Annotated in this window: 4 protein-coding genes; 3 read left to right on the top strand and 1 reads right to left on the bottom strand. The window is 40.0% G+C overall.

What is annotated here, in order from left to right:
• A partial coding sequence (locus IQ242_RS01725; RefSeq protein WP_228020770.1) for a type I polyketide synthase occupies positions 1–1,800 on the bottom strand: 1,800 nt, incomplete at its 3' end.
• A gap of 724 nt (positions 1,801–2,524) precedes the next feature.
• Here IQ242_RS01725 and IQ242_RS01720 point away from each other — a divergent pair.
• The 3 genes from IQ242_RS01720 to IQ242_RS01710 all read left to right on the top strand — a co-directional run.
• Positions 2,525–10,888 (top strand): non-ribosomal peptide synthetase, encoded by an 8,364-nt coding sequence (locus IQ242_RS01720; RefSeq protein WP_193958816.1) that lies wholly within the window; start codon positions 2,525–2,527, stop codon positions 10,886–10,888.
• Positions 10,889–10,903: 15 nt separating this feature from the next.
• Entirely contained in the window at positions 10,904–17,284 is a 6,381-nt protein-coding gene (locus tag IQ242_RS01715) for a non-ribosomal peptide synthetase (RefSeq protein ID WP_193958815.1), read from the top strand.
• The coding region (locus IQ242_RS01710) for a non-ribosomal peptide synthetase (protein ID WP_193958814.1) at positions 17,281–20,870 on the top strand (3,590 nt) is incomplete at its 3' end. The genes IQ242_RS01715 and IQ242_RS01710, both read left to right, overlap by 4 nt.

The raw sequence follows: 20,870 nt of genomic DNA, 5'->3' as shown, positions 1-20,870 counted from the left end.
CTCATTATTGATCAGGTTTTCAATGATTTCTGGACTAATTTCTTCCTCGTCATTGCAGAGAAAAGCAACTTTAGGATGGCTTTGCGCTTGTCCATAAATGATGTCGAAGCTATTATTTTGAATATTTTGAAATTGCTTTTCATCCCCATTGCTCTTGAGAAAAGCCTGAATGCCTTGGCGCAGATTCTCTTGATTAGAAACTAAAAGAGCGAGACGATGTTTATGGGGAAAACGACCAGTATTTAAAGATAGGGCAATGTCCTTGACGTTGAGAGATGTTTTCTGCTCAAGCTCATCCACAAATTGAGTCGTAAAAAGACGTAAACGTTCGGGTTCCTTAGCCGAGAAAGTAACGAGAATGGGGGATATTTTTGGGGTTTGGGTTTGCGGTTGAGGCGGTTCACTTAAAATAACATGAGCGTTGGTTCCCGATGCTCCAAAAGAACTGACTCCAGCCGCTTTGAGCTTGCCATTGTTAACATTCCAAGGACAATTTTGCGTGACGATACTAATCGGTAAGGCATCCCAATTAATATGAGGATTGGGTTTTTTAAGATTTAGATGAGCCGGAATTTCACGGTAGTGTAGCGATAATGCGGTTTTAATTAATCCTGAAATTCCGGCCGCCGCCGCCAGATGACCTAAATTAGTTTTGAGAGAACCGACTAATAAAGGGTTAGATTTCCGACGATTGACGCATAATGCCTCGGCTATGGCTTTAATTTCGATGGGATCTCCCAAAGATGTGCCTGTACCGTGAGCTTCAACATAATCGATCGCCTCGGCATCTAAACGAGCGTCAGCTAGAGCTTCTCTGATTAATTCGCTCTGTACGGGCCCATTAGGAACGGTAAAGCCGCCACTGGCTCCATCGTTGTTGACTGCGGTCCCTCGAATCACGGCCCAAATGTGATCACCATCTTCAAGAGCGTCACTGAGTCTTTTTAAGACGATGACTCCGCAACCTTCGCCGATTCCAAACCCATCGGCACTTTCGTCAAAGGTTTTGCATTGGCCATCTGGGGCCAACATCTGATTGCGGCACAAGGCGATGACGACTTCTGGAGTTAAAACTAAGTTCACTCCTCCGACTAAAGCTTGTCTGCATTCTTGGGAACGTAAGGAACGGCAAGCGAGATGAACAGCGACTAAGGAGGAAGAGCAAGCGGTATCTACTGCCAAACTCGGACCATTAAGATTTAAAAGGTAAGAAATACGCCCAGCTGCCGCGTTAGTATGATTACCCGAAATATGATAGGCTCCGATGGCATTATAGTCCTCATTTGAGGTAAGAATACGGGCATAGTCATTGTTGGTAATCCCGATAAAAACCCCTGTTTTTCCCCTTCTAGCCGTCGTTGTTGCCATTCCTGCATTTTCCAAAGCTTCATAGGCTACCTCTAAAAGCAACCTTTGCTGAGGATCCATAGCGACGGCTTCCTTGGGAGCAATTCCGAAAAAATGGGCATCAAACTGGGAGACATCATCGAGAAACCCCCCCTGAGAAACATAGATTTTACCCACTTTATTCCGATCTGAATCATAAAAATCCTGCTGGTTCCAGCGCTCCTTAGGTATTTCTCTGAGGTGATTTTTACCCGCTTTGAGGAAAGACCAGAAGGATTCAGGTGTCGCAATATTATGACCGAAACGACAACCTAAACCCACGATAGCTAAGGGTTCCCTTTGTTGAGACTCGAAAGCTTTTAATTTTTCTTTAGCTTCACTAAGAGCTTTAAAAACTCTAGCTTGGATTGATTGGTCGTTTTCGGATAAGTTCTTTTTATCTTGAAAGTCCATATTGTTAGAATCGACTTGGAAAAGAATAATTATTGCGACTGACGGGGTGACAAGCAGATGGAAAGTGAAACAGGGTGTAGAGTGTCGGGTTTAGGGAAAAAGCTTGAGACTTTCGCCAAAAGATAACGAGGGAATTTGGTTTTTGCCGAGTAAGTCGATTAATTTGATGGCTCACAGTGAGGAAATTTTTCCCCCACCTCACTTAAACTTCAACCTCGTTGTCACCCCTTCAGCTATTACGACCAGACAGCTAATCGTACCTGATCAAGGTAGTAATTGTCAATAGACATCTGCAATAAACGTTTATGGGGTGTGGCATCCTAAGCTCTGCTCTGCTGGTCTCGCGCAATTGTATCTTTAAATGTCACACTTTTTGCACTTCTTAATATTCAATTAATAATTTTTACTAATTTATTGGGTTCAGTGGTTTCTACAGTGAAGATTTTTTGTCAAAACATCCCAAGGAATGTAAAAATTTGTAAAAGTATATGGAGATGTGCAGAATGTCGTTTAGTATGCTACAATGTCGAGGCTCAGAACAATTTTGCAGAAGCGACAGAAACCCTGACCTTAGCCGTAGTCGGGTTTCCTGTAGTTCATATAGCAATAATCCCACTCGTCAGAGACAGGAATTATCGCTTTAAGGCAACGGGGAAAAAGCATTGTACCCCATGACTCTGAATACCGCCATCAACCACTATTTAGGGAAAAAGTTAGAACAGCAATGGAAGCACATCTGGTTTCAATAGATTACCAAATTCGGCAACTTCAAGAAATAGATCCAGTAACCACTCTATTTGGTAATGTAAGTCAGAATAAAACCAGGGAGCAGGATAGCGTTCTTGAGGTCATCTCGACAGATTTACAGGAAAAAATCAACAGTTTAACTGCAAATAATTCTGTTAATAATTTAGCATTTCATCTGGCTGTTGTTCAGGTTTTAATGTTTAAATACACTGCTCAAGTCGAGTTTGCCACGGCTACAGCAGCTTTGAATACACAAACATTAGATAGCCTGATATTTTGCCGATTCAATCAACATAATTTTAGTTCATTTAAAGATTTACTAAGAATCATTCGTAAAGATTTACAAGAAGGATATCGCCATCAAAACTATGCGCTGGATAGTTTAGTCAAAACCTTGGCAGCAAGAGGAGGAAATCTAGAGAATATTTTTGACGTTGCTGTGATCAAAGAAGGACTGTGCGCCGACATTTCTTCGTTAAATCGGTTTCAATTAGTTTTTGCCATAGCAGCGGATGATAGTGGTGTTTCTGTCACTTTTATTAAAGATAAATTTCCCAGAGATTTTGTCGAGAGAATGCTAGGACATTACCTAGAAATCTTAGAAACAGTGACGATTAATCCCGATATAGATTTGTCAGAAATTGATATATTAACGACCGAAGAACGAGAACAATTGCTGAGAGATTGGAATGATACGGCCATTGAATATCCTGAAAAGCAATGGATTCATCAGCTATTTGAAGAGCAAGCCAAACTTTACCCTGAGAGAGTGGCGGTCATTTTTGAAAATCAAGAATTAACTTATCAAGAATTAAATGAAAAAGCCAATCAACTTGGTCATTACCTACAAAAATTAGGAGTAAAACCAGAGGAATTAGTAGGAATTTATCTAGAGCGTTCCTTAGAAATGGTAGTAGGATTATTGGCTGTTTTGAAAGCTGGAGGAGCTTACGTCCCCTTAGAACCTAATTATCCTCAAGAACGCCTAAGTTATCTATTAGAAGATACTGGGGTAAAAGTGATCATTACTGCGGAATCGCTGCGGGGATTGTTGGGGGAATACCGGGGAATTGTTGTTGCTTTGGATACAGATTGGCCAGCAATTTCTCAAGAAAGTCAGAACAATTGTGACAGTGGCGTAACGGGGGAAAATTTAGCCTATGTTATTTATACTTCGGGATCCACAGGTAAGCCTAAAGGCGTAATGAATAATCATAAGGGGATTAGGAATCGTTTGTTGTGGATGCAGGATACTTATCAGTTAACTAAGAGTGATGGCATTTTACAAAAAACCCCTTTTAGTTTCGATGTTTCAGTCTGGGAATTCTTTTGGCCCTTATTAGCGGGTGCAACCCTAGTAGTAGCAAAACCCGAAGGTCATAAAGATAGTACCTATTTAATACAATTGATCCAAAAGCAGCAAATCACTACCCTTCATTTTGTCCCCTCCATGTTGCGGGTGTTTCTGCAAGAACCAGAGCTAAAAGGATGTAGTTCTCTCAAGCGGGTTTTCTGTAGTGGAGAAGCTCTGCCATTAGACTTAACACAACGCTTTTTTGAGCATTTTGACTGTGAACTTCACAACCTCTACGGTCCGACTGAGGCGGCGATTGATGTGACTTACTGGCCCTGTTTGCCGGAGAATCAAAAAGCTCTAGTGAGTATTGGTCAACCAATTGCCAATACTCAGATTTATATTCTTAATCCGGATTTACAACCAGTTCCTATAGGGATTGTGGGAGAATTACATATTGGTGGCATAGGTTTAGCTCGTGGATATCTCAATCGTCCCGAATTGACGGCCGAGAAATTTATCCCTAATCCTTTTGCTAAGGTGGAAGCAGGAATAGGGGGAGAAATTAGGGCAAAATTATATAAAACGGGAGATTTAGCCCGGTATTTACCCGATGGAAATATTGAGTTTTTAGGGCGGATTGACCATCAAGTTAAGATTCGAGGTTTCCGGATTGAGCTTGGGGAAATTGAAACTATACTCAGTCAACATCCAGCAGTTGAGCAAGCGGTAGTCATTGCATCGGAGACAGAAACAGGGAGTAAAACACTAATTGCTTATGTTGTGGGTCAGTCTCAAGAGGGGGAACTCTTGGCGACTTCAGAAAAAGGGCAATTATTCGATGAGCAAATCGAGCAATGGCAAAGCCTCTATAACCAAATTTACAGGCAAACATCGACAGATTCTCAAGGGATATTTAATATTGTTGGCTGGAATAGTAGTTACACGGGGGAACCTATCCCGGTTGCTCAGATGCGAGAATGGCTAGATGATAAAGTTAAGGTTATTCTCGCTCAACAACCGAAAAAAGTTCTGGAAATAGGTTGTGGAACCGGGTTAATATTATTCCAAGTTGCTCCCCATTGCCAGTGTTATTGGGGAACCGATATCTCATCCGTTGCCTTAGACCATATTCAGCGAATTAATCAAGAAGGGCCGAAGCTAGAGCAAGTCAGGCTATTGCATAGCACAGCCGATAATTTTGAGGGTTTGGAGTCAGAAGGATTCGATACAATTATCCTTAACTCGGTTGTGCAGTATTTCCCCCATATAGATTACTTATTGCGGGTTTTAGAGGGAGCTATCAAGGTACTAACTCCGGGGGGGTGTATTTTCCTTGGAGATGTGCGAAACTTGCAACTCATGGAAGCTTTTCACGCTGATGTAGAACTTTATAAGGCTAACCCTGAGGATTCGATTAAGGATTTTAAACAGCGTGTACAGAGAAAAATTGAGCAAGAAAATGAGTTATTCATTGACCCGGATTTTTTTAGAGCAATTCAGTCCTATTTTCCTCAGATTACTGAAGTCGAGATTCATCTAGAGAGAGGTCAACACCACAACGAATTAACTCAATTCCGTTATAATGTTGTTCTGCGGATTGAAACGATTCTGGATTTTAGCACCGACTTTCCAGAATTAAACTGGACTGAACAGCAGCTGACTTTATCTGAGGTAAGAAATCAACTGGGGACATCTGAGGGGTTAAGGGTGATAGGTGTCCCTAATTCTCGCTTGTTTCGACCTTTAAAAAGTGTGGAATTGTTCAGAAATTCTCAAGACTTTGGGACGACCGAAGAATTTCAAGCTATTAAATCGGAAATTATCCCAGAAAATGCCGTAGAACCTGAAGATTTTTCGGCTTTAGCTGAGGATTTATCCCTTTCGGTTTGGGTAACTTGGTCGGATACTCCGGACCGTTACGATGTGATTTTTTCCCCGCTGGAAAATTCCCGTAGAAATTACATCGCTTTTACCCCCACCCACACCGCAAAACCTGAATGGCAACTTTATGCAAATCACCCTTTAAGGTCTAAGTTAAACAGTAAACTGATTCCCCAACTGCGGAGTTATCTGCAAAAGCAACTCCCAGAATACATGATACCTCATGCCTTTGTGCAATTGGATGCTATTCCTCTGACAAATAGTGGAAAAATTGACCGTCGCGCCCTACCCTCTCCAAGCTATAACAGTTTCAGGAATTCGGAGAATTTTGTCGCACCTTGTACCCCTCTTGAGGAAATTTTAGCACTGATTTGGGCTGAAGTTTTGGGCATCGAAGAGGTTGGTATTCACGATAATTTTTTTGAACTTGGGGGGGATTCGATTCGGGGAATACAAGTGATCGCTAAGGCGCGACAAATGGGTTTTCATTTTTCCTTACCCCAATTATTGCAACATCAAACCATTCAAGAATTGGCCAATTGCGTTAGCTATGAAATTGATACTTTAGGGACTGAAAAAACGGAAGTTTTTAGTTTAATTTCTCAAGAAGTTCGCCTCAATTTACCGGAGGAAGTGGAGGATGCTTATCCTCTAACTGCTCTACAATTGGGGATGATATTTCATAGTGAATATCAGGGGAATCTATCGGTGTACCATGATGTGTTTACCTATCATATTCGTGCTGATTTTAGTTTTCCAGCTTTACATAGTGCTATTCAGGAGATTGTCCAGCGTCACCCAGTATTACGAACCAGTTTCGCACTCTTTGAATATCAAGAACCCCTACAATTAGTTCACAGAAAAATCGATGTTCCTTTAGGATTAGATGACCTAACCCATTTATCTCCTTCTGAACAAGATACGGCTATTGATGATTGGATTGAGCGGGAAAAAATCCGCACTTTTGACTGGAATAGTCCTCCTTTATTTCGCTTTCATCTCCATCGCCGCAGTCAGGATAACTTTAACCTAACTTTCAGTTTTCATCACTCTATTTTAGATGGTTGGAGTGTAGCTTCGTTGCTCACAGAATTGTTACAACAGTATCTCTATCTTCTCGACAAAAAAGTTCTCCCTCTCTCTCCAACTCCCGCTCTCAGTTTTAGGGATTTTGTCGCCTTAGAAAAGAAAACTATTCAATCGCCAGAATGCCAGAATTATTGGCAAGAAAAACTCAGAGATGTGACGCTGACCAAACTTCCTCAGTGGTCGAAATCTAATCGAGTTAATCAAGATTGGGATTGGTTAGTTCCTATATCTAGTCAGGTATCTCAGGGATTAAAACAACTCGGTAAACAACTGGGAGTTCCCCTAAAAAGTGTTTTATTAGCGGCTCATTTTCGGGTATTAAGTTTACTGAATAATCAAAGGGATATTATTACGGGTTTAGTCTCTAATGGACGGTTAGAAGCAGCCGATGGAGAAAAGATATTAGGTTTATTTTTGAATACTTTGCCCCTACGTTTAGAGTTATCTGGCGGTACTTGGAGCGATTTAGTTAAGCAAGCTTTTGATGTTGAAAGAGAATGCTTATCTTGGCGAAGATATCCCCTCGCTGAGTTACAAAAATCAGGTCAACCTTTGTTTGATACGGCTTTTAATTTTATTCATTTCCATGTTTATCAAGGTATCATCGGTGTGAAAGATTTAGAGGTCTTAGGAGGGAAGTTTTTTAATCAAACTAATTTTACATTGTTAGCTAATTTTAGTCTTCATCCCCTTTCATCTCAAATAGAACTTACCCTTAAATATGATGGGAATTATCTAGGGGAAAAGCAGATGGAGTTAATCGGAGGATACTACGAGAAAACTCTCATCGCTATGGCAACGGAAGGGTTAGAACGTTATGAAACTTGTTGTTTACTTTCTGAGCAAGAACAACATCAATTATTAAAAGAATGGAATGATACTGAGGTTCACTATCCGGATGGGTGTATTCATCAATTGTTTGAGGAGCAAGTTAAGCGCAGTCCTGACGCAATCGCTATTATTACAGAAAATGAACAATTAACCTACCGTCAATTAAATGAAAAAGCGAATCAATTGGGGCGATATTTAGCGAGAAAAGGGGTAAAATCTGAAGCTTTGGTGGGAATTTGCCTAGAACGGACTCCTGAGATGGTTATAGGGTTATTAGCCATTCTCAAAGCAGGGGGAGCTTATGTACCTTTAGATCCAGCTTATCCAACTGAACGCCTCAATGTTATCTTAGAAGATGGTCAAGTTTCCTTGTTGCTAACACAAGCAAAATTAGTAGAGAAATTAGGGAATTATCCAGGGAATCTGGTGATATTAGAGGCAGAAGCCAGAAATATAGCCCTAGAAAGTCCCGAAAACCTCTCTTTACCCGTAAGTTCTAGTCATAGCGCTTATGTGATTTATACCTCCGGTTCAACGGGGAAACCAAAAGGGGTTGTCATTGAGCATCACAGCACCACAACCTTACTCAATTGGTCCAAGGAAGTCTTTAGCAGTGAGGAATTAGCGGGGGTTTTGGGTTCTACTTCTATTTGTTTTGATTTGTCAGTATTTGAACTATTTTTGCCCTTGGCTGTGGGGGGTAAGATTATTCTGGCCCAGAATGTTCTAGATTTGCCTAGTTTAAGTGCAGCCAAAGAGGTAACATTAATTAATACCGTACCTACAGCGATCGCCCAACTACTGGAAATTGAGGCGATACCTGAGACTGTGCAAACGGTAAACCTCGCCGGAGAAGCTTTGTCTAATCAATTAGTCCAGAAGCTTTACCAGCAGGAAAACATTAAGAATGTTTATAATCTCTACGGTCCTTCAGAAGATACCACTTATTCCACTTTTAGCTTAGTGCCTAAAAAAGACCATGGACAACCGAGTATCGGCCGACCTATTGCCAATACTGAAGTTTATATTCTGGACTCTTTTAAACAACCGGTTCCTTTAGGAACTATTGGTGATTTATATATCGGGGGTAAAGGGTTAGCTCGATGTTATCTGAATCAACCTGAATTAACCGCTGAGAAATTTATCTCCAATCCCTTTAGTAATGAACCCAATGCCAAACTCTATAAAACAGGAGATTTAGCCCGATATTTACCCGATGGAAATCTTGATTTTTTGGGGCGGGCTGATAATCAGGTAAAATTGCGGGGTTTCCGCATTGAATTAGGAGAAATTGAGGCAACTCTAGGGACTTATCCCCAAGTTAAGAAAGCGGTGGTGAAGGTTTGGGAAGACTCCTATCGGAATAAGAGATTAGTCGCTTATCTAGTGGCAGAAAATGACCCGATAAATACTGAGGATTTGCGTCGTTTCTTGGGACAGAAATTGCCAGAGTATATGATTCCGGCTCTTTTTGTCTCCTTAGAAGCTCTCCCTCTGACTCCTAATGGAAAAATTGACCGTTCCAGATTACCCATCCCTGAGATACCTTCCACATCTGAGCAGGATTTTGTTCCCCCTCATACTCAGAAAGAAAAGATTTTGGCTAGTATTTGGCAAGATGTTCTCAGCATTAAACAAGTAAGTCGTTATGACCGCTTTTTTGAAGTTGGGGGCGATTCTATTATCAGTATTCAGGTTGTCGCTCGCGCTCGTCAAGCCGGGTTGAAGATTACCCCTAAACAGATATTTGAATATCCTACTCTTGCGGAACTGGCTACAGTTGCCGATTATTCCACAGCGGAATTAGCTAAACAGGGTTTAGTGACGGGTATTGTGCCTCTCACTCCCATTCAACTGTGGTTTTTTGAGCAAAATCGCGCTGAAATGCACCACTTTAATCAGTCTGTCCTCTTAGAAGTTCCCCATCACCTGAAAGCTGATTTGTTAGCTCAATCTCTGAGAAAATTAATTGAACATCATGACGCTTTGCGGTTACGGTTTACTGTGGAGGAAGGACAATGGCAACAAGTCAATGAAGGAATGCCGGAGGAAGTACCTTTTGAAGTGATTGATTTGTCTTCTATTCCTCAATCTCAGCAAGGGGAAACTCTCTTAGCAATGGCAACAACTCAACAGGCAAGTTTAAACCTCTCTACTGGACTATTAATCAAGGCGGTGCTATTTGAATTAGCACCCTATCAACCCAGTCGGTTACTGATTATTATTCATCACTTGGGGGTTGATGGTGTATCTTGGCGAATTTTGTTAGAAGATTTATTGATGACTTACCAACAGCTAGAAAGGGGGGAGAATGTAGAACTTCCACCTAAAACCATAGCCTTTCAGGATTGGGCGCTTCTCTTGAGGGATTATGGACAAGGGCAAAAAGCGAAAGAGCCATTAGACTATTGGTTAACTCAACCTTGGTTAGAGGCGAGAAATTTACCTGTAGATGACGAGGCTGGAAAACCATACAATACAGTAGCGACGGCAAATGATGTCACGGTGACTCTAGATGAAGAACAAACCCGCACCCTCTTGCAAAAAGTCCCCGCTGCCTATAACACTCAAATTAATGAGGTTTTGTTAACCGCTTTAGCGGAAACTTTGACAGAATGGACAGAAAATTTGACCATATCCCTTGATTTAGAAGGACACGGACGAGAAGATTTGTTCAGTGAGGTTGACTTATCGAGGACGGTGGGTTGGTTTACCAGTCTTTTTCCGGTTATTTTGCGACTCCCCCCCGAAAATCACCCCGGTGAGCGGCTCAAATCTATTAAAGAACAGTTACGAGCTATTCCTCACAGGGGAATTGGCTATGGAATTTCGCGATATTTGAGTGATGATGCTGATATTAAGTCTCAATTAGCTGAAATTCCTGCCAGAGAAGTTTTGTTTAATTATTTAGGTCAATTTGAGCAAGGACGATTGCAAAAAGGGGATTGGAAATTAGCGGATGAGTCTAAGGGGCCTAATCACAGTCTTAAGGGACATCGTAGTCATTTATTAGAGATTACGGCCAGAGTTATAGAGGGACAGTTACAAGTAAACTGGACTTATAGCGATCTCATCTATGAACGTTCGACGGTAGAATATTTAGGGCGCAGCTATAAAGAAGCTTTGCTGAAATTGATTGAGCATTGTTTATCTCCTGATGCTGGGGGTTACACTCCCTCGGATTTTCCAGTAGCGCACTTGAATCAACAGGAATTAGACGATATTCTGGCAGAAATTGACTAATAAGGAGAATCTTTCATGGCAGACACAAAAAATCAACCCGCCAAAAATGTGGAGTCTATTTATCCTCTTTCCCCCATGCAGGAAGGGATGCTCTTTCATAGTCTTTATACTCCTGATTCAGGGATTTATTGTAGTCAAACTCTAATTACTCTGGAGGGAGAAATTAACCTTACAGTTTTTAGGCAAGCGTGGGAAAAAGTTGTAGAGCGTCACTCGGTATTAAGGACTCTATTTCTCTGGGAAAAACGGGAAAAACCTCTGCAAATTGTGCGAAAAAAGGTTGATTTGCCTTGGGATTATCAGGATTGGCGCAATCTTTCCCCCACAGAGCAACAACAACGTTTAGATTTATTGTTACAAACAGAGCGTCAACAAGGGTTTGAATTCAAAGTTGCTCCTTTAATGCGCTGCTTGATGATTCAACTATCGGACCAAACTTATAAATTCCTCTGCAATCATCATCATATTATTCTGGATGGTTGGAGTATGCCTATTATTTATCAAGAAGTTTTAGGGTTTTATGAGGCAGGTATTCAAGGGAAAAGTTATCATCTTCCTTTGCCGCGTCCTTATCAAGATTATATTGTTTGGTTACAGGAGCAAAACCCATCTATTGCTGAGAGTTTTTGGCAGCGAACTCTTGAAGGGTTTATGACTCCCACCCCCCTGAGGGTGGACAGACTCCAGTTAATGAAATCTGAAGGTAAGCCGACTTATAAAGAGTATAACTGTCATTTATCGGCTTCTCACTCCAAAGACCTGCAATCTTTGGCGCAAAAGCATAATCTGACCTTATCTACTCTAGTACAGGCCGCTTGGGCGATTCTTCTCAGTCGCTATAGTGGGGAGTCAGAAGTTTTATTTGGGGTTACGGTTTCTGGTCGCCCTCATGATTTATCAGGGGTAGAACATAGGGTAGGATTATTTATTAATACATTGCCGCTGCGAGTCTCCATCAGAGAATCAGATTTATTGCTATCTTGGTTACAGGAATTACAGCAAAAGCAAGCAGAAATTCAGGATTATGCTTATGTTTCTCTGGCTGAAATACAGAGATTAAGTGATATTCCACCGGGGGTTCCCCTGTTTGAGAGTTTGGTCGTTTTTGAGAATTATCCTAGAGAAGCGTTATCGAGAGATTCTCGTCAATCCTTAAGGGTTAAGGATGTGGAGAATTTTGAGGAAACTAATTATCCTTTGACGGTGGTTGCTATTCCTAAACAGGAGTTACTGATTCAGTTAGTCTATGATACTAGCCGTTTTACTCAGGATACGATTGAACGGATGGCAGCACATTTACAGACTATTTTAACAGGGATTGTTACTGATACTCGGCAACGGGTAACACAATTACCTATATTGACAACACAAGAGCAACATCAGTTATTAGTAGAGTGGAACAATACCGAGGCAGATTATCCTTTAGATAAGTCTTTACATCAATTATTTGAAGAACAAGCTGCACAGAATCCGCAGGGAATAGCGGTTATTTTTGAAGACCAAAAATTAACCTATCAACAGTTAAATAACCGGGGCAATCAGTTAGCTCACTGTTTACGAGATAAGGGTGTAGGTCCAGAAAGTTTGGTCGGGATTTTTATGGAGCGTTCCCTAGGGATGGTCATCGGTTTATTAGGGATATTAAAAGCCGGGGGAGCTTATGTACCTTTAGATGCAGATTATCCTACCGAGCGCTTGGGGGATATCCTCTCAGATTCGGGGGTTTCTTTGGTGTTAACTCAGGAATCTTTAGGAGATTTTCTTCCCCAAACTGGTGCCGAATCACTGTGTTTAGATAGGGATTGGGAAAAGATAGCTACCTATAGTCCAGAAAATCCCTTCAATCTAACGACTCCTGAGAATTTAGCCTATGTTATTTATACATCAGGTTCAACGGGAAAACCCAAAGGAGTATTAATTAGCCATCGGGGGTTAATGAATTTAATTTGTTGGCATCAAGACGCTTTTGAAATTACGCCTTTAGACAAAATTACTCAACTAGCAAGAAGTGCTTTTGACGCTGCGGTTTGGGAGTTATGGCCCTGTTTAACAGCAGGTGCGAGTCTTGTCTTAGTTAAACCTGAAATCATGCAATCTCCCCCGGACTTGCGAGACTGGTTAATTGCCCAAGAAATCACCGTCAGCTTTTTACCAACTCCCCTAGTTGAGAAGATTTTATCTTTAAAATGGGATGAAAATATAGCCCTCAGAATTATCTTAACGGGTGGGGATAAACTCCATCATTACCCTTCAGTATCAATGCCTTTTAAGCTGATTAATAATTATGGTCCAACAGAGAATACAGTAGTAACCACTTCAGGATTAGTTCCCGATTATGAGGAAGGAAACTCCTCATCCCCGTCTATTGGTAAGCCAATTTCTAACACAAAAATTTATATTTTAGATCAGAATTTACAACCGCTTCCGATTGGGGTTCCTGGAGAGTTACATATTAGCAGTGTCGGGTTAGCGCGGGGTTATCTCAATCGTCTGGAATTAACTCAAGAAAAATTTATTTCTAACCCTTTTAATTCGGGTATTTTATATAAAACGGGGGATTTAGTTCGCTATCTTCCAGAGGGCAATATTGAATTTTTAGGGCGCATTGATAATCAGGTGAAGCTGAGAGGATTACGGATTGAATTAGGAGAAATAGAAGCAGTTTTAGAGACACATTCTGAAGTGGAAAAAGCCGTAGTTATTTTGCGAGAAGATACCTCAGACAATCAACGGTTAGTCGCTTATATAGTCAGGAAATACCCCTCATTAGGTATCGGAGAATTGCGCCGTTTCTTACAGCAGCAACTGCCCGCTTATATGGTGCCTTCTGCCTTTGTCATCTTGTCGGATTTTCCCTTAAATAACAATGGCAAGATAGACAGGAAAAAATTACCCGTCCCCGATGAGACATCAATTATTGAATCTGCTTATATAGCCCCAAGAAATGAAAAAGAAAGCCTCTTAGCTCAGATTTGGCAAGATGTTCTTCAGGTATCCAAAATAGGGGTTAGTGACAACTTCTTTGAGTTGGGAGGACATAGCTTAAAAGCTATTTCTCTAGTGAGTAAAATTCAGGAAAAGTTAGGGCAATCTTTGCCCATTAAACAAGTATTTGCTCATCCTACCATTGCTGAACAAGCAGCATTATTAAGCACTGTTACCCCTCTGACGGTAGCCACTATTCCCCTTGTATCTGCACAAGAAACCTACGAAACATCCCATGCTCAGAGACGTTTCTATGTCTTGCAACAGATGGATCTCAATAATGTAGCTTATCATATTGTTTCCACTCTCAAAATAGCAGGAGATTTTAGCCCCGATGTCTTTGAAAAAGCCATACAATTATTGATTTCCCGTCATGAATCCCTGCGGACATCTTTCATTTTAATTAACGGTGAACCACAACAGAAAATCCTGCAAAATCGTCCTTTTGATTGGGAATTTAAAGACTGGACAAATAAACCTGATGAAGAAATCCTAGAAACGATTGCAAAAGAGAGAAAACCGTTTGACCTAGAGAAAAGTCCCCTGGTGCGCTCTAAGATTTATAAACTATCTCCGAATGAATATATTTTAGAGTTAGAAATTCATCACATTATTTGTGATGGTTGGTCAATGAGTTTGTTAGCTAAAGAATGCTTACAATACTACTCTGATTTAGCCAAAGGATTACAGCCTAGTATAGAGCCATTGCCGATACAATATAAAGATTATGCAGGATGGCAAAATAATCTTTTAAGAAGCGAAAATAATCCCCAAAACCTAGATTACTGGCGGCAAAAACTGGACAATGGACAACTGACCAGAGTTCACTTACCGACAGACTTTAAACGTCCCCAAATAAAGACGTTTAAGGGTTCTCATTTAAGCTGGACATTTGACCGAGAAACGATTTCTAAATTAAGAAAAATTTGTCAAGAAAACGAAATCACCCTATTCATGGCATTGGTAGCGGCTGTCAAAATATTACTGTATCGCTACAGTGGTCAACATGATATTACTATTGGTACAGAAATCGCCACCAGAAACCATCCTCAACTGCAATCTCTAATCGGTTTATTTCTCAATACCTTAGTTATTCGTGACCAAATTGAACCCGAAAAAGGCTACAAAAATCTACTCGCAAAGGTTCGTCAAACCGTTACCGAAGCTTTAGAACATTCCGATTATCCCTTTGATATTTTAGTAGAAAAATTAGCTGTTTCTAGAGAAATTAACCGCACTCCCTTGTTTGATATATTAGTCCTTCTGCAAAATTTTGATCAACCTGTAGGCTTAGAAAATATACAAATAAAATCTCTAGATTCCCTCACCCCGACCAGTAAGTTTGATCTATCTTTTGTGTTTAGTGAAGATCAGGAAAAACTCAGATTAGAGCTAATTTATAACACCGACTTATTCCAAGAGGAGAGGATGAAAAAATGTCTCATTCACTTCGATAAACTCTTGAATGAAATGCTATCTAACCCCGCCCAACCCGTCAAAGACATTTCTTTGTTATCGGAGGCAGAAACAGCTTTCATTGCCAATTTTATCAATCCTATTCCTCGCTTAGAAAACCGTACTATTATCCACGATTTTATTGACCAAGTTGCAGCCACACCAGAGAAAATATCGATAATTTATCCAGGGGGTAAATTTAGCTATCAAGAATTACATGAACTAACTAACTTTTGGGCTTATGTCTTAAAAGAATTAGGCGTGGAAAAAGATAAGGTTTGTGGTGTTCTCCTAGAAGGAGATTATCGTCAGTTAATCGCCATGCTGGCAGTATTTAAAGCCGGAGGAATCTATTTACCTCTACGTTTAGATGAACCCGAGGAGCGCCGGCAACGCATGATGATTAAAACTAGCCCCGAAATTATCTTAGTTGCGGCTGAGAATTTAGAGGGGATTAAACCCCAACTATCCGCCTTAGAAAAACCGCCTCATATCTTAGTGGTTAAGGCTCATAAAATTCAGCAATATCATCAGTGGAATGGTATGGATTATCAAGAGTTTCCTTGCCAATTAAGCCAACTGCAACCCCTTCTAGCTATGCCGGATGCTGATGATTCTAATTATATTATGTTTACTTCTGGCTCAACCGGTGAACCTAAAGCAATCTTAGGCAGTCACGGCAGCTTACGTCATTTCATTAATTGGGAAAAACGGGAATTTGACATCAATGAAAATTGGCGATGTTTACAAATTGCTCAAATTAATTTTGATGCTTATTTGAGGGAAACCTGTGTGACTTTATGCTCAGGGGGAACTCTGTATATTCCAGAGAGTACAGAGCGAGAAGACTTAGAGCTTTTATTACTGCGAATAGGAGAATGGAAAATTAACTTACTACACACTGTCCCCTCGGTAATGCGTCTATTTTTAAAGATGGGGCGTGGTTTAATTAATGCACATAATCTCTTGAAAAATTTGCGAATTTTTGTCTTAGGAGGAGAGCCTTTATTTGTGAAAGAACTGGCTGAATGGCATCAAATTTTTGGCTCTCAGACAGAATTTGTAAATATTTATGGGGCAAGTGAAACTACATTTGTTAAGCATTTTTATCGAATTCCAAACCCTAATAATATTCCCTATGAACGGGTTCCGGGTGGTCAAACTTTGCCAGATGCCGCTTATGCAGTGGTTGATGGAAATCGCGCTAGGGCAATGGGAGAAGTAGGAGAAGTATTCGTTAAATCCCCCTATTTAACAAAAGGTTATTATCAAGATGAAAGCTTAACTCATTCAGTTTTTGTGCCTAATCCTTTGAATGGGGGGAGGGATATAGTTTATCGTACTGGAGACTTAGGCAGATTGCTTCCTGATCTAACTTTAGAAGTAATAGGACGCAGTGACAATCAAATTAAATTAAATGGGGTACGGATTGAATTAGGAGAGATTGAAGATGTCCTCAGTGGGATTGAGGGAGTAGAAAAAGCCTTAGTTATAGCTAATAAAAAGGAGGAATTAGTAACCGTAATTGCTTATTATCAGGCAGAGGATACAGTTCATCAGGAATATATTCGAGGTAAATTAAAGCAACTCTTACCGATTTATATGCAGCCTAGCTTTTTAATGCGGTTAGAAGCTTTTCCCCTGTTACCCAATGGAAAAATTCATCGTCTAGCTTTGCCAAAACCCGAAGAAAATATTACTGACTCAACTAACCAAGTCCCAGATTTTAATCCACAAGAAGCTTTATTAGCTTCCCTTTGGGGTGAGTTATTAGAAGCAGAAGTGAGTAACAGTAATCAGTCATTTTTTGAACTAGGAGGAAACAGTCTAAAGGCGATGCGCTTAGTGTCACAAATCCGTAATCAATTTGGGGTTTCCCTCCGATTACGGGAAATTTTTACCCATAATACTTTAAAAGAACAAGCTGTATTAATTCAATCCCGACAAAAACGATGATCAACTTACCACAATCTGACTCAATTAACCCACTGGAAAAACAAAAATATTACCAAGTCTCTCACGGTCAAAGAAGGCTTTGGATTTTGCAGCATATCAGCGAATCTTCTAGCGCTTATAATATTAGGCTTGCCATGAGAATTAATGGCAAATTAGATGTTTCTATATTAACAGCAGCCTTTCAAGAACTGGTAAACCGACATGAAATTCTCAGAACCACTTTTGCCAGTGTTGGGGGCAATATTAAGCAAGTTATTCATGAGGAAATACCCACAGAACAGTTAATCATTTTTAAAGATTTAAGAGCAGAAAAAGATGCTGAACTCTTGGCAGATGATTTAATTCAAGAGTCGGCAAATTTACCTTTTAGTTTAGAAAAGTTGCCCCTTATTCGGGTCTTATTGGTGCAGATTAATTCAGAAGAATTTATCTTTGGTTTGACTGTCCATCATATTATTGGGGATGCACAATCACTTGATATTATCTTTCAAGAGTTCTTTACATTATACTCTGCTTATACTCAACAAAAAAAAGCTGAATTACCCCCTCTTGCTCTACAGTATAAAGATTATGCGGCCTGGCAAAATCAGTGGTTAGAAAGTGAAGAAGTTAGAGAACAACATGAGTATTGGTGTGAGGTTTTTGCCGAACATCCCCCCATCTTAAACTTACCGATAGACTTCCCTCGACCTCAAGTAAAATCTTCTCAAGCAGCTTCCCACACTTATCAATTTAGTCAGAGTCTTAGCCAACAATTACAAACCTTTGCCACTCAAAATAATACGACTCTATTTATTACCCTACTGACCTTCTTTAAAATATTACTCTACCGCCACACCTGCCAGCGTGATTTAGTAGTCGGTATCCCTATTTCAGCACGAAATCATCCTGATTTAGAAAACCAAATCGGGTTTTATGTTAACACCTTGGCCTTGAGAACTTTATTACCAGAGGGAGTAACTTTTAAGCAAGTCTTAGGGGAAGTGACTAACACCTGTCTTGATGCCTACGAATATCGTGATTATCCTTTTGATAAATTAGTATCCGCTCTCAATTTAGAACGTGATTTGTCCAGAAATCCCTTATTTGATGTCATGTTTTCTCTACTGGGTAAAGAAAGCAAAACTGTCTTAAAAATTCCAGGTTTGGAACATCAACCCTATCCCTTAAAACCACGCATGGCTCAATTTGATATGACTTGGAGCTTCTTTGAAGATAGTCATAATCTTACATTAGCTATTGAATATGAGCCGGATTTATTTTTGCCTGAAACTATCGCCAGAATGAGCGGTCACTTTTTACAAATTATTGAAAGTGTAATTCAGAATCCCGATTGTAAATTATCTGAGATTAATTTATTAACTCCTGAAGAACGGCATCAATTACTAATAGAGTGGAATCAAACCGAAGTCCCTTATCCTCAACAGTGTCTGCACCAGTTAGTTGAAGAAAAAGTTAGAGATAATCCCGAGGCAATAGCTCTTATTTTTGAGGGCAAAAAATTGACCTATCGAGAGTTAAATAGTCGAGCTAATCAAGTCGGTCACTATTTACAAGAAAAAGGCGTAACTTCAGAAGTTTTAGTGGGGATTTTTATTGAGCGTTCTTTTGAGATGATCATCGGAATATTGGGAATTATGAAAGCTGGGGGAGCTTATGTTCCTTTGGATCCTAATTATCCCCCTGAGCGCTTGGATTATATGATATCTGATTCTGCTATCTCTCTGTTGTTAACTCAACAATCTTTAGTCCAATTTCTGCCCGAAAATCAAGCCGAAATACTGTGTTTAGATACAGATTGGTCAAGGATAGCTAATTATAGTCAAGAGAATTTGACCTCTCCAGTTACCCCAGAAAATTTAGCTTATGTTATATACACTTCGGGTTCAACGGGAAAACCTAAAGGCGTGATGAATATTCATAAAGGAATTTGTAATACTCTAAAATATACTATTGATCATTATAATCTTACCTCTGAAGATCGCGTTCTCCAAATTACTGCCTTTAGTTTTGATGTTTCAGTCTGGGAAATTTTCTTGTCTTTAACCTCAGGTGCTTCCCTAGTGATAACTAAATCTGATCGCTATAAAGATATAGATTATTTAATAGATTTAATTCTGAAAGAACAAGTGACTTATTTTACTGCTGTTCCCTCAATATTGCGAGTTTTTCTGCAACATCCTAAGAGCAAAGATTGCCACTGTTTAAAACGAGTAATTGTCGGGGGAGAAGCCCTACCTTATGAACTCAATCAACGATTTTTTCAGCAGTTAAACTGTAAATTATATAACATTTATGGACCAACAGAATCCGCCGTTGATACTACTGTCTGGTGCTGTCAGCCCAATTCCCAGTTAATTTCTATTGGGCGCCCCCTTGCTAATGTCCAAGTTTATATTCTCGATAGTTATCTCCAACCGGTTCCTATTGGTGTTGCTGGAGAATTACATATTGGTGGAATGGGTTTAGCGCGTGGATATCTCAACCAATCTGAATTAACGGCTGAAAAATTTATTCCTCATCCTTTTGCCGAGGGTAAATTATATAAAACGGGGGATTTAGCTCGCTATCTTCCTGATGGAAACATTGAATATTTAGGGCGGATTGACAATCAAGTTAAGCTGAGAGGTTTCCGCATTGAATTAGGAGAAATTCAGACGGTTTTAGAAACTCATCCCAACGTTGAACAAACTGTTGTGATTATGCGGGAAGATACCTTATATAATCAACGGTTAGTTGCTTATGTAATCAGAAAAGAACCCTTGTTAACTTCTCAGGAGCTGCGTCGTTTCTTACAGCAGAAATTACCCGTTTACATGATCCCTTCTGCCTTTGTCATGTTGTCGGATTTTCCCTTAAATCCTAATGGGAAAATAGACTTTCATAAATTGCCTATACCGGATGAGACTTCTTTAGTTGAATCACCCTATTTAGCACCCCGCAATTCAACGGAAACTATCTTAGTAAGCCTTTGGCAACAACTTCTACAAGCTGGCAAGATAGGGGTTAATGATAACTTCTTTGAGTTGGGGGGTCATTCCTTACAAGCTATGAATCTTATGGCTTTAATTTATGAAAAAATCGCCATAGAAATTCCTTTATCAATGATTTATGAAAAGCCAACAGTAGCCGAATTAAGCGATTATATTATCTATGCTCAGGAGATGAATATTCAACCGAAAGAACGCCCGTATGTGGTGTTTAATAAGGAGCAAGAAAAGGCCGTCTTTTTATTTCCCCCCGCCCTTGGTTTCGCTGCTGCTTATGCCAATTTAGCGGAGTATATAACGGATTATGCTCTCTATACTTTTCGCTACATTAGCGATGAATTAATGTTAAAAAAATACGCTGAATTAATTGAGGATTTAGCTCAGAATCAAGATATAAAATTAATGGGACATTCCGCCGGCGGATTTTTAGCGATGTTAATGGCTCAACAATTAGAAAGTCGCGGGAGAGTTGTTTCTGATGTCATTTTACTGGATACTTACAGAGGAGGACGTGAGGCTAAAAAAGCTGATATGTCAGAGATTCAAGAAGGGGTTGATGCTTTCTTATTAAATCCCAAACGTCAGGAATTAAGAGG

Origin of the sequence: Microcystis sp. LEGE 08355 (genome assembly GCF_015207185.1) — a bacterium.
Taxonomy (GTDB): domain Bacteria; phylum Cyanobacteriota; class Cyanobacteriia; order Cyanobacteriales; family Microcystaceae; genus Microcystis; species Microcystis panniformis.
Note: the sequence above shows the minus strand (reverse complement) of the source record. Positions and strands in the feature narration are given on the sequence as shown.